This is a genomic window from Agrobacterium sp. ST15.13.015, assembly GCF_027871645.1.
Taxonomy (GTDB): Bacteria; Pseudomonadota; Alphaproteobacteria; order Rhizobiales; family Rhizobiaceae; genus Agrobacterium; species Agrobacterium leguminum.
The window spans coordinates 228,332-240,465 of record NZ_JAQAHF010000001.1; the positions used below are offsets into that span (position 1 = coordinate 228,332).

Here is a 12,134-nt window from a genome sequence, read left to right on the forward strand (position 1 = left end):
CGATAAAGCGTTTTTCAGTCTCTTAGCCCAAAGCCGCGCGCGCGTGAAGAGATGTTGTCGCGAGGCTGGAAGACGGTTTGGGAAATGCGGTTGACGGACGTCAAATTCCTTCGACGATCATCATCTCCGCATCCGCGACTTCCTGGCGGATTTTGGCCGCGGCCTGATATTCGGGAGAATTATAGCAGTCGATGGCGTGCTGCACCGACGGGAACTCGATGATGACGTTGCGCGCACGCGCCTTGCCCTCCAGCTCGGTCAGCGCGCCGCCACGGGCCAGGAAATTGGCGCCGAACCGCTCGAAAGCGGGCTTAGCCGTCGTGACATAGTCCTTGTAACGCTCACTATCGCGCACATCGACGCGGGCGATCCAATATCCCTTTGCCATTTCATCTCCTCCGATTGTCGTTACTGATTGGCCGGAAAGCTGGCGCGCAGCATGTCGTCAAGAATGGCGCGGGCCGCCGCTTTCGGGTCTTCCGCCCTGACGATCGGGCGGGCGACGACCAGATGGCTCGATCCGGCCTTGATGGCGTCGTAGGGTGTCATCACCCGCTTCTGATCGCCGAGATCCGCGCCGGCCGGGCGAATGCCGGGGGTGACGACGGCAAGGTCCGGGCCGAGGATTTCGCGCACGGCGGTCGATTCTTCCGCCGAACAGACGATGCCGCCCATGCCAGCCTCGCGTGCCTGCTCCGCCCGGCGCAGGACCAGCGAACGGGCGTCAGAGGCATAACCCGCCTCGGCGAGATCGACGTCGTCCATCGACGTCAGCACGGTGACGCCCAGCAGGCAGAGACCGGAGCCTTCGGCGGCCTTGACGGCGGCGCGCATCGCTTTGGGATAGGCATGCAGCGTCAGCATCGACATGCCCATGCGGGCGATGTTTTCGACACCGGAGGCGACGGTATTGTCGATATCGAGCAGTTTCATGTCGAGAAAGACCTTCTTGCCGCTCTGGACAAGGTCGCGCGCGAATTCGAGACCGCCGGCAAAGACCAGCTGATAACCGATCTTGTAGAACAGAACCTCGTCGCCGATTTTCGACACGATGTCTTCGGCTTGCTGCACAGTCGGAACATCCAGCCCGACGATGAGTTTTTCGCGCGCGGTCATTGTCTTATCCCTGCCATGTTTCCATTGCCGTCCAGTCGCATGTGGGGGACGCGGCTGCAAGTGAAAAGTCGGCGATGGAGAAGCGAAAGAGATTGCCGCCGCCGGGCGGCTGGTCCTTGTTGCGGCTGATGCCGCGGCCTTCGATATGGCATTTCAAAAGCGTACCTACGCCACCATGGCCGACAAAGGCAATCGGCTGCTGCGGGTCGTGCCGGTCGAGAACGGCTTTGACCGCCCCGACGATCCGCGCCTGCGCGTCGATTGCACGCTCCCAGCCGTGAAAGCTTTCCTCGGGATGGGCGAAGAACCAGTCCGCCGCCTTTTCGAATTCCGGCGGCGGCAGAAAACCGGTGGCGGACCGGTCGTTTTCATGCATCGCCTCGACGATGTCCATTTCCGCCCCGGAGGTTTCAGCCAGGATGCGGGCGGTTTCGATCGCCTTGGTTTCGGCGCTGGAAACGATGCGGCGCAATGACCGTGCCCAGGGCAGGCGGCTTGCCTCGCGCGTCCGCTCGGCACCCCTGTCCGAAAGCCCCCATTCGGGAACGGGAACAGCCGGATCGATCTTGACCTGGGGGTGGGTGATGTAGAGCGGATGCATGACAATCGGTCCTCAAGGGCGATGGAAAGGGCAAATCGACACCCTAACCATTCGTCACGACCGGGAAATGACGAGTTCCCGCACTCTGTCGAAGATCAGGCCCGCGTATAGGTCCACAATTGCGCCGGCGGAATATTGCGCACGATGAAATCGAAATGGCGGATGTGGTAGAGATGCGGCTGCGCGACGATGGGGGAAATCGGACCGTAGGATATCTGCACGACGGGGCGGCCATGGGGCACGCGCTCCAGCAATTCGTCGAGAAGCTTGATACGGGCGGCCATGGGGAAATTCAGCATCGGCACGGCGGAAACGACGCTGTCGAACATCTGGCCCTTGTGTTCGCCAAGCGTCGCATCGAGATCGAAGGCGTCGCCATTGACGAAATTGACGCCCGGATAGCTCCTGAGGAGCTGATTGTAGAAATCGGTCGAATATTCGATGGCGGTCAGGTTCTCCGGCTTGATGCCGCGCGCCAGAATGGCCTTGGTGATGACGCCCGTGCCCGGGCCGAGTTCGAGAACCGGCAAGCCGGAATGGGGATTGATGACACTCGCCATTTTTTTCGCCGTGATGGACGATGTCGGTACAATGGCCCCGACTTTTTTCGGCTGGCTGACCATGCCCTTGAAAAAGCGGATTTCTTCTTCAAATTTCTGTTCAAGCCGTTGCTTCAGGTTAAGTGCCATAGTTCCCTCAGATGCTTTTGGTCATTGTCAAAAAACTGTTACGCAATGTTGATCCCATTTGGCGCAAAAACAAGGCAAAATGTCGTAACTGGAAAAATTCGCTTACGGTTTGAAATACACCGTCGCCGAATCAAAAAAAGCCGGTGAAGCGTTCCACCGGCTTTTTTGATGAAACCTGCAAAAAAGTCCCGTTTCAAACGCGCATCGGCATCAGAACATAAAGCGCATCGTCGCCGGCGGTGTCGCGAACGAGCGTCGGCGAGCCGGCGTCGGCCAGCAGGAAAATCGCGTCGTCGCCGGAAAGCTGCGAGGTGATGTCGAGGAGATATTTGGCGTTGAAGCCGATTTCCATCGAATCATTGTCGTAACCGACAGCCACTTCTTCCGTAGCACTTCCCGAATCCGGGTTGTTGACGGTCAGCGTCAGCTGGCCGTTGGTGAGCGCGAGCTTCACGGCGCGGCCGCGCTCGGAAGAAATGGTCGAGACGCGGTCGACAGCCTGCGCGAAGGTCTGGCAATCGACGCGCATTTCCTTGTCGTTGCCGGTCGGGATCACGCGCTGATAATCCGGGAATGTGCCGTCGATCAGCTTCGAGGTCAGAACGACCGAACCGATGGTCAGGCGGATTTTCGCATCCGAGACTTCGACGGTGACTTCCAGCTCAGGGTTGTCCATCAACTTCTGCAACTCGCCGACGGTCTTGCGCGGTATGATGATACCCGGCATGCCTTCGGAACCGGAAGGCGCATCCACATCGGCGCGCGCCAGGCGGTGGCCATCGGTCGCGACGGCGCGCAGCTTCAGGTCGCCATTGCTTTCGATGGTATGGAAGAAAATGCCGTTCAGGTAATAACGCGTTTCTTCGGTCGAGATCGCAAATTGCGTCCGGTCGATCAGCATCTTCAGATCGGTCGCCTTCAGTTTGAAGGTGTGGCTGAAGGTGCCGGCCGTGAGGTCGGGGAAGTCCCCTTCCGGCAGGCATTGCAGCGAGAATTTCGAACGGCCGGAGGCAACCGTCATCGAGGAGCCGTCCGGATTGGTGGCCAGAAGCACTTCGGAACCGTCCGGCAGCTTGCGCACGATTTCATAAAGCAGATGCGCCGGCACGGTGGTGGCGCCTGCCTGCTCCACCATGGCCGGTGTCGCTTCGGTGATTTCGAGATCGAGGTCGGTCGCCTTCATGTCCAGATTGGCGCCGGATGCGCGCAGCAGGACGTTGGACAGGATCGGGATCGTGTTGCGACGCTCGACGACCCGGTGGACGTGGTTCAGCGATTTCAGAAGGTTCGACCGCTCAAGAGTAATACGCATGGACGCTACCGCTTTCAACCGTTGCGAACCGGCCACCGCCGGATCGGCAAGAAGAGTCTTCACCGGCCAGAAAGCCGGATAATGTGGACGGGCAAAATGGCAGAGTTATTGCAGGAAATGCAAGAGCCGAGTGCATCTGCCGCGGGTCATTTTGCTGCTATACAGCATGATCCACAGGCTGGGGGCGTCCGTGGACCTTGTTCGCCGGTTTTCTATTGCCCATAAAGAGAGGAAACCAGAGCGACCGGCCGCGAATAATCGGCCAGAATGATTGGAAGCCGTGTGACGGAAGAAATATCGAACAGCGACTTGAGAGATGCAACAAAGAGCTTCAGGATCGGCACGGCCACCATTCCGGCGCGGCCGCTGGAGCCTGCGCTTTATCTCGTGGCCACGCCCATCGGCAATCTTGGCGATATCACCATCCGCGCGTTGGAAACGCTGGCCTCGGCCGATGTTCTCGCCTGCGAGGATACCCGCGTCACCCGCATCCTGCTCGAACGTTACGGCATCCGCAACCGCCCGCTCGCCTATCATGAGCACAATGCAAACGAAGCGGGGCCGAAGCTCATTGCGGCGCTTGAGGCGGGAAAATCCGTGGCGCTGGTCTCGGATGCTGGAACGCCGCTCGTTTCCGATCCCGGTTACCGCCTCGGCCAGCTCGCGCTCGAGGCCGGGCATCGTGTCGTACCGGTGCCGGGAGCATCCGCGCCGCTCGCTGCCCTCGTGGGTTCGGGAATGCCGAGCGATGCTTTCCTGTTTGCGGGCTTCCTGCCGGTGAAGGATCGGGGCAAGCGCGACCGTTTTGCCGAACTCGCAAAAATCCCGGCCACCTTGATCTTCTTTGAATCGCCGCATCGCATTGGCGCTTCCGTCAAGGTCGCGTCCGAAGTGCTCGGCCACGACCGCCGCGCCGTGGTCTGCCGCGAGCTGACCAAGACCTTCGAGGAGTTCCGGCGCGGCACGCTTGGCGAGCTTGCGGATTATTACGGTGGTGACCGTGTGGTGAAGGGTGAGATCGTGCTTCTGGTGGAGCCGCCCTCTTATGACGAGATTCCCGATATCGAGGATGTCGAGAAGCTTCTGAAGGACCTCGTCGCCACCATGCCCGCCGCCAAGGCGGCAGGCGAAGCCGCCAAGCTGACGGGCCTGCCGCGCAAGGAGCTTTATCAAAGGCTGCTGGATATGAAGGAAACGGATGGCCGCTGACGGGCGAAGCAATAACAGGCGCAAGGCCGAGCGACGCGGCCATGCCGCGGAATATTGGGCGGCACTTTATCTGCTGCTGAAGGGATATCGCATCCTCGCCATTCGTTATCGTACCCGGCTGGGGGAAATCGATCTCATCGCCCGCAAGAAGGACCTCGTCGCCATTGTCGAGGTCAAGGCGCGAACGTCCGGCGAAGGTGCCGTGGATGCCGTCGGTTTCCATTCGCAGCAACGCATTCGGGCGGCGGCCGATCTGTGGCTCGCCCGTCGCAAGGATGCCGCGCGGTTTTCGCTGCGTTTCGATATCATCGCCGTTTTGCCACGACGCCTGCCGCAGCATTTTATCGACGCCTTTTAAAGGGGAGGGAAACATGTCCACCGAGCGGGAAAAAATGGCCGCGGGCGAATGGTACAGCTGCATGGATGCCGAGCTGGATATATTGCGCTGGCGGGCACGAGGGGCCGTCCACCAGCACAATACGATGCCGCCGGATGAGCGCGGGGCAATGGCCTCCTTGCTACGGTCTCTGTTCGTTTCTGTTGGTGAAGGGGCATTTATCGAAGCGCCGTTTCATTGCGCTTACGGTTTCAACATCACGCTGGGCAAAAATGTTTATCTCAATGCCGGCTGCACCATTCTCGATTCCGCGAAGGTTACGATAGGCGACGGCGCGATGCTCGGGCCTGCGGTGCACATCTATTGTGCGGAACACCATCTGGACCCGGTGTCGCGCGCGCAAGGCATTGAAATCGCAAAGCCTGTCACGATCGGCCGTGATGTCTGGATCGGCGGCGGAGCGATCCTTCTGGCTGGCATCACCATCGGTGACGGCGCGATTGTCGGTGCCGGTTCGGTGGTGACGCGCAATGTGCCGCCGGGCGTCACGGTGGTTGGAAATCCGGCTCGGCCCATAAAGCGCATGACCGACTGAGATTTTCGTCAGTCGCTGTAATAAATCTGACATGGAACTGTCAAAGAGGCGTCATGGAACGTCTCTATTCGCATCCTCATCCCAATAAATGGTGGAGAGGATTTAGTAATGTTGAAGAAGATTTCCATGGCCGCAGTGGCCGTCAGCATTTCGGCGACATCTTCCATGGCTGCTACCAACATCACCTGGTGGCACGGCATGGGCGGCCGCAATGGCGAAGTCATCAACGAAGTCGCCCAGAAGTTCAACGAAGCCCAGAAAGAATGCGCTCTGACGCCGGTTTCCAAGGGTTCCTATGAAGAAGCCCTGGCCAGCGGCATCGCTGCTTTCCGCTCTGGCGAACAGCCGAACATCCTCCAGGTTTTCGATGCTGGCGCCGCCACCATCATCAACGCCAAGGGCGCCGTCATTCCTGCCGAAGACCTCATCAACAAGGCCGGTTACAAGTTCGACCGCGACGCCTTCATCAACGGCGTGCGTTATTTCTATGCTGCCGCTGACGGCAAGTTTGTCGGCATGCCGTTCAACTCCTCCGCCCCCATCATGTACGTCAACGACGAAGCCCTGAAGAAGGCCGGCGTCGAAGCCCCGAAGACCTGGGAAGAGTTCGAGCAGGTTGCGCCGAAGCTGAAAGAAGCCGGCTACATTCCGCTCGTTCAGTCGCAGCTCACCTGGCAGTTCACGGAGAACTTCTTCTCCCGCAACAACATCCAGTTCGCCACCAACAATAACGGCTACAACAGCGTCACCGACACCAAGCTCAAGGTCACCGACCCGAACCTCGTCATGATGTTCGACAAGCTGAAGGACTGGAAGGACAAGGGCCTGTTCGCCTATTACGGCGCCGGCTGGAACGACAACCAGAAACCCTTCGAAGAAGGCAAGGTCGCGTTCTGGATCGGTTCTTCGGGCTCCTTCGGCGGCCTGCAGAAGACGGCGACCATGCCGTTCTCGGCAACCTTCCTTCCCTACTGGGGCTCCATCAAGGGTGCTGGCACCAACTCCTTCATCGGCGGCGCTGCGCTCTTTGCAATGTCGGGCAAGTCTGAAGCCGAAAACAAGTGCGTGGCCGACTTCTTCCAATTCCTGACCTCGCCGGAAATCCAGGTCTTCTACCACAAGGCAACCGGTTACGTCGCCATCACCAAGGCGGCTTACGAAAAGGCCAAGGCTGAAGGCTTCTACAAGGAGAAGCCGGTCGCGGAAGTCGGTATCCAGCAGCTCTCGCTGCCGGGCGGCGAATGGTCCAAGGGCTACCGCCTTGGTTTCTACCCGCAGATCCGCGCCGTCATGGAACGCGAATATAATCGCATCTTCTCCGGCGAAGTTACGCCGAAGGCTGCTTTCGAGATCATCGAGAAGGAAGGCAACGACCTGCTCGCCCGTTTCGCCAAGACGGCCGGCTGATCGTCTGTTTCGAAACCAATGACCATTGCCGAGCCTCCTTTCCCACGGAAGGGAGGCTCGCTCTCGGATAAGGAAGCGCAAGCGTGGCCTATACATCGTCTCAACCGCGCCGGTTTTTGTCCGGCTGGTCCGCAAAGGCTGGAAAGCCAGCCAAACCTGCCGACGCCGGCATGAAGCGCGTGCAGTTCTCCTCGTCCTACGTACCCTACCTGTTTCTGGCGCCGCAGCTTGCGGTGATTTTCATCTTCTTCTACTGGCCATCGGTTCAGGCCATACATTCGTCCTTCTATATCGAAGACCCGTTCGGTTTCGGCGCTTCCTTCGTCGGACTTGCCAATTATTCGGATGCGATCTTCAGCCCCGAATATCTCAGCATCGCCAAATTCACGGTCGTCTTCACCGTGCTGGTCACCTTCTTTTCGCTGGCGCTCGGCCTGCTGCTCGCCGTCAAGGCCGACGCGATCATTCGCGGCAGCTCGACATACAAGACGCTATTGATTTCCGTCTATGCCATCGCGCCGCCGGTCGCGGGTCTCATCGGCATGATGTTTTTCGACCAGCATATCGGCCCCTTCGTCAAAATGGCCGCATTCCTCGGCTGGGACATGAAGGTCGGCCTAAATTATTTCGATACGGCCTTCGCGATGATCGTCGTCGCGGTCTGGAAGCAGATCCCTTACAACTTCATCTTCTTCCTTTCGGGTCTTCAGGGCGTTCCGGTCTCGGTGCGGGAAGCCGCCGCCATCGACTGCCGTTCGGGCTTTCGCCGGTTCTGGACGGTGATCATGCCGCTTCTGGCGCCCACGGCCTTCTTCCTGCTGATCATCAACATCACCTATGCGCTCTTCGACACGTTCGGCGTCATCGACGTGATGGTGAAGGACAAGGCGGCCAACAATCCGATCACGCTGGTCTACAAGGTGTTTCTGGATGGTTTCCGCGGCAATGACATCGGTGGCTCCTCGGCCCAGTCCGTCATCCTGATGCTGGTCGTCTTCGTTCTCACCATCATCCAGTTCCGCTTCATCGAAAAGCGCATCCACTACAATTGAGGGAAAAGACCATGTACAAGACAAAACCCCTCGATCATCTGGTGCTGATCATCGGCGCGCTGTTCCTGATCTTGCCGGTCATCGTGGCCTTCATGACCTCCACCCATACCGCTGCAGAAATCCACCGCAGCGGTCTGACGATGGTTCCCGGCGACAATTTCATCGAGACTTATGAAAAGGTCCTGACCCAGAAGGGCGGCTTCACCGGGCAGATCACGGGTCTCAACATGGTGCTGAATTCGCTGATCCTCGGCATCGGTTTTGCCGTCGGCAAGATCGTCCTGTCGATGACGGCGGCCTATGCGATCGTCTATTTCCGCTTCCGGTTCGCAACGCTCGCCTTCTGGATCATTTTCACCACGCTGCTTCTGCCGCTTGAAGTGCGCATCATGCCCTCCTACGAGGTGATGAGCAAACTCGGCCTTTTGAACTCCTATACCGGCCTCATCGTGCCGCTTCTCGCTTCGGCGACGGGCACCTTCTATTTCCGGCAGTTCTTCAAATCCGTGCCGGAGGAACTTCTGGAGGCTGCCCGTATCGATGGTGCGGGTCCGGTGAAATTCTTCATCGACGTTCTCATCCCGCTGTCCCGCACCATGATGGCGGCGATCTTCATCATCATGTTCGTTTATGGCTGGAACCAGTATCTCTGGCCCATGCTGATGACGACGGATGAGGGCTTCTTCACCCTGATGCGCGGCATCAAGTCGATCCTGCAGGTCTGGGTCGGTTCGCAAATTCCCGATTACAACGAAGCTTTCGCGCTCGCCGTGCTGGCCATGCTGCCGCCGGTGCTGATCGTCGTCATTTTCCAGCGCTGGTTCATCAAGGGCCTGACCGAAAGCGATAAATAAGGAGACCGAAATGGCCGCGATAGAAATCAGTCAGGTCTGCAAGGATTATCATGGCGGCGTGCGCGCCGTGCACCACGTCGATATCGACATCAGGGATGGCGAGTTCATCGTTCTGGTCGGCCCCTCCGGCTGCGGCAAATCCACGCTTCTGCGCATGGTCGCAGGGCTTGAGGATATTTCCGAAGGCACGGTGAAGATCGGTGACCGGGTGGTCAATCAGGCCGATCCGGCCGACCGGGATATCGCCATGGTGTTTCAGAACTATGCGCTTTATCCGCATATGTCGGTGCGCCAGAACCTGGAATACGGGTTGAAGAATCGCAAGACGCCGAAGACGGAGATCGATGCGCGTGTGGCCGAAGCCGCGCGTATGCTGCAGCTCGAACCCTATCTGGACCGCAAGCCGCGCGCGCTTTCCGGCGGCCAGCGGCAGCGTGTCGCCATGGGTCGCGCCATCGTGCGCAAACCGGCGGCCTTCCTGTTCGACGAGCCCCTGTCCAATCTCGATGCCAAGCTGCGCGTTTCCATGCGCGGCGAGATCAAGCGCCTGCAAAAGCGCCTCGGCACCACCTCGATCTACGTCACCCACGATCAGCTGGAGGCCATGACGCTGGCCGACCGTCTTGTGGTGTTGAATGGCGGCCGTATCGAACAGATCGGCGCGCCGCTCGATGTCTATCACACCCCCGCCTCGACCTTCGTTGCGAGTTTCATCGGCTCTCCCGCCATGAACCTGCTGAACGCCGAATTGCATGGCGATAGCCTCGCCATCGGTCCGTCGCTCTTTGCGCTCAACGGTTTCGCACCTGCCTCCGGCCCCGTGACGGTGGGCATGCGGGCGGAAGATTTCCGCCTCGCTACGGCAGGTGAGCAGGGCTTCCCGCTTCGGGTCGATTACATCGAGGAACTGGGTTCGCAGCGACTTATCCACGGCATGATCGGCGACCAGAACCTGACAGTTGCTTTTCCGCCGGATGTCGAGGTTCCGTCTGCGCTCTCCGTCACGATCGCACCGGAAAAACTGCATTTCTTCTCCAGCGAAACCGGCAAGCGCATTGCCGGCAAAGCCGAGCAGCTGGCTGTGCAGCCCGCGCAAATGGCGACGGCCTGAGCGCATCGCAGAAATCGGCGTGATGACTAAAATTGCGCCGATTGTCAAAACCGCTTCGTTACGATCCCGATGATAGAAGACCTCCAATATTTCACGGGGGTTTTCTAATATGTCCTTCAAAATGATGTTCGCTGCCGCAGCAACCATGGCGGTCCGGACCGTGCCGATATTACCAGCCTATTTGCGCCGGTCAAAAGACGAGGCTGTCGTCAGCGCATCCTGCACCGATTTGCGGCTTCAGCCGGCCCCCATCAATCCGGAATGGATCATTTCCGGCAACCCCCAGGCGCGCGCGGCGGATCATTCCAGAAGCGGCGACCGTGCCTCCAGCACCGCCATGTGGGATTGCACGGCGGGTGAGTTCCGCTGGTTCTTCGGCTGGGATGAAACCGTCTATATTCTCGAAGGCGAAGTGCATGTGACCGCGGAAGACGGTTCAATCAGCATCCTGCGGGTCGGTGATGTCGCTTATTTCCCTGCGGGAACATGGGCCACCTGGCGAGTGGATGATTATGTCCGCAAGGTTGCCTTCATGCGCCGTCCGTTCCCCAAGGCGCTGGCTTTTGCCTATCGCGTCAAGAACAAGCTATTTGCCGGCCGTTCCTATAAGCTGGCGGCCTGAACCCATAAAACATTCCAGTCGGTGGGGCTGCACGGCTCCGCCGACGGAATTGTGAAGGTTCAATAAAACTCACACAAACCACCGCTTGCAGCAGTTGCCTTTGAATGGTCGCTGCCCTACATCTTCAGGGTTTTCTGAAGCATTTCCGGGTTTCTACCGGTCCTGCAGGGAAGCTTGAAAAGGCGAGGCAATGGGCACCGCGGGCCGACAAAGCGTCCGTATGCTGCAAGAGGAACATGCGCATGGCGAAGATCAAGAACGTCGCGATCCAGATGGATCATGTCTCCGGCATCAATATCGCCGGTGACTCCACCTTCGCCATGAGCCTTGAGGCGCAGGCACGCGGATACCGGCTGTTCCATTATACACCCGAGCGCCTTTCCATGCGCGATGGCAAGATTTACGCCACCGTCGAGCAGATGGAACTGCGTGACATCAAGGGCGACCATTTCTCCCTGTCCGAACCGGAGCGCGTCGATCTGTCGACCATGGATGTCATCCATCTGCGTCAGGATCCACCATTCGACATGGCTTACATCACCTCAACCCATCTGCTGGAGCGCATTCATCCGAAAACGCTGGTGGTCAACGATCCCGCCTGGGTGCGCAATTCGCCGGAGAAGATTTTCGTCACCGAATTCGCCGATCTGATGCCGAAGACGCTGATCACCAAGGACGTGGAGGAAATCGCCCGCTTCCGCAATGAAATGGGCGATATCATCCTCAAGCCGCTTTACGGCAATGGTGGTGCAGGCGTCTTCCATTCCGCGCGCGACGACCGCAATTTCTCTTCTCTGCTGGAGATGTTCGGCCAGATGTTCCGCGAGCCTTATATCGCCCAGCAATATCTGCCTGACGTCCGCAAGGGCGACAAGCGCATCCTCCTGGTGGATGGCGAGCCGGTTGGCGCAATCAACCGCGTGCCGGCGGAAAACGACGCCCGCTCCAACATGCACGCCGGCGGCCGGCCGGAACCGACGGAACTGACGGCGCGCGAGAAGGAAATCTGCCGCCGCATCGGCCCTGCCTTGCGGGAGCGCGGTTTCCTCTTCGTCGGTATCGATGTGATTGGCGACTATATGACGGAAATCAACGTCACCTCGCCGACCGGCATTCGCGAAGTGCGGAAATTTGGCGGTGCGGATGTCGCAAGCCTGTTGTGGGATGCGATCGAGAAAAAGCGCGAAGCCCAGGATTTCTGAGGCGAGCTTTCGCCGGTCCAGCTTTGT

Annotated in this window: 13 protein-coding genes and 2 pseudogenes; 10 read left to right on the forward strand and 5 right to left on the reverse strand. The window is 59.0% G+C overall.

Going from position 1 to position 12,134, the window contains the following annotated elements; genetic code table 11:
* Positions 1 to 100: 100 nt before the first annotated feature.
* The 5 genes from PIB16_RS01135 to dnaN all read right to left on the reverse strand — a co-directional run bounded on the left by PIB16_RS01135 (position 101) and on the right by dnaN (position 3,718).
* Positions 101 to 388, reverse strand: a complete 288-nt coding sequence (locus PIB16_RS01135; protein WP_065654603.1) for a DUF1330 domain-containing protein — start codon at positions 386 to 388, stop codon at positions 101 to 103.
* Between the two features lie 20 nt (positions 389 to 408).
* Positions 409 to 1,116: an orotidine-5'-phosphate decarboxylase gene (pyrF, locus tag PIB16_RS01140; protein ID WP_003503850.1), complete on the reverse strand. Its 708-nt coding sequence runs from the start codon at positions 1,114 to 1,116 to the stop codon at positions 409 to 411.
* Between the two features lie 4 nt (positions 1,117 to 1,120).
* Entirely contained in the window at positions 1,121 to 1,717 is a 597-nt protein-coding gene (locus PIB16_RS01145) for a histidine phosphatase family protein (protein ID WP_271044837.1), read from the reverse strand.
* Positions 1,718 to 1,812: 95 nt separating this feature from the next.
* Positions 1,813 to 2,406 carry a phospholipid N-methyltransferase PmtA gene (gene pmtA, locus PIB16_RS01150; protein ID WP_271044838.1) on the reverse strand — a complete coding sequence of 198 codons (594 nt, stop codon included), beginning with the start codon at positions 2,404 to 2,406 and terminating at the stop codon, positions 1,813 to 1,815.
* Positions 2,407 to 2,599: 193 nt separating this feature from the next.
* Complete coding sequence (dnaN, locus tag PIB16_RS01155) at positions 2,600 to 3,718, reverse strand: DNA polymerase III subunit beta (RefSeq protein ID WP_065654600.1); 1,119 nt, start codon at positions 3,716 to 3,718, stop codon at positions 2,600 to 2,602.
* Between the two features lie 267 nt (positions 3,719 to 3,985).
* Here dnaN and rsmI point away from each other — a divergent pair, with 267 nt between their 5' ends.
* The 10 genes and pseudogenes from rsmI to gshB all read left to right on the forward strand — a co-directional run bounded on the left by rsmI (position 3,986) and on the right by gshB (position 12,107).
* Entirely contained in the window at positions 3,986 to 4,927 is a 942-nt protein-coding gene (gene rsmI, locus PIB16_RS01160; RefSeq protein ID WP_271044839.1) for a 16S rRNA (cytidine(1402)-2'-O)-methyltransferase, read from the forward strand.
* Positions 4,917 to 5,285 (forward strand): YraN family protein, encoded by a 369-nt coding sequence (locus PIB16_RS01165; protein ID WP_065654598.1) that lies wholly within the window; start codon positions 4,917 to 4,919, stop codon positions 5,283 to 5,285. Before rsmI ends, PIB16_RS01165 begins: the two co-directional genes overlap by 11 nt.
* A 34-nt stretch (positions 5,286 to 5,319) precedes the next feature.
* Positions 5,320 to 5,460: pseudogene (locus tag PIB16_RS26750) on the forward strand (maltose acetyltransferase domain-containing protein); the annotation flags it as partial.
* A gap of 222 nt (positions 5,461 to 5,682) precedes the next feature.
* A pseudogene (locus tag PIB16_RS26755) lies at positions 5,683 to 5,847 on the forward strand (DapH/DapD/GlmU-related protein); the annotation flags it as partial.
* Positions 5,848 to 5,967: 120 nt separating this feature from the next.
* The gene (locus PIB16_RS01175; protein WP_271044841.1) at positions 5,968 to 7,266 is read left to right on the forward strand and encodes an extracellular solute-binding protein; all 1,299 of its coding nucleotides are present in this window, start codon (positions 5,968 to 5,970) and stop codon (positions 7,264 to 7,266) included.
* A gap of 83 nt (positions 7,267 to 7,349) precedes the next feature.
* A complete protein-coding gene (locus tag PIB16_RS01180; protein ID WP_271044842.1) occupies positions 7,350 to 8,318 on the forward strand; it encodes an ABC transporter permease subunit in 969 nt (322 codons plus the stop codon).
* 11 nt (positions 8,319 to 8,329) lie between these two features.
* Positions 8,330 to 9,172 carry a sn-glycerol-3-phosphate ABC transporter permease UgpE gene (ugpE, locus tag PIB16_RS01185; RefSeq protein WP_003520108.1) on the forward strand — a complete coding sequence of 281 codons (843 nt, stop codon included), beginning with the start codon at positions 8,330 to 8,332 and terminating at the stop codon, positions 9,170 to 9,172.
* Between the two features lie 10 nt (positions 9,173 to 9,182).
* Positions 9,183 to 10,283 carry a sn-glycerol-3-phosphate import ATP-binding protein UgpC gene (locus tag PIB16_RS01190; protein ID WP_271044843.1) on the forward strand — a complete coding sequence of 367 codons (1,101 nt, stop codon included), beginning with the start codon at positions 9,183 to 9,185 and terminating at the stop codon, positions 10,281 to 10,283.
* A 109-nt stretch (positions 10,284 to 10,392) separates the two neighbouring features.
* A complete protein-coding gene (locus tag PIB16_RS01195; protein ID WP_035264088.1) occupies positions 10,393 to 10,905 on the forward strand; it encodes a cupin domain-containing protein in 513 nt (170 codons plus the stop codon).
* Positions 10,906 to 11,147: 242 nt separating this feature from the next.
* Positions 11,148 to 12,107 (forward strand): glutathione synthase, encoded by a 960-nt coding sequence (gene gshB, locus PIB16_RS01200; RefSeq protein ID WP_003503823.1) that lies wholly within the window; start codon positions 11,148 to 11,150, stop codon positions 12,105 to 12,107.
* The last annotated feature ends 27 nt before the right edge of the window (positions 12,108 to 12,134 follow it).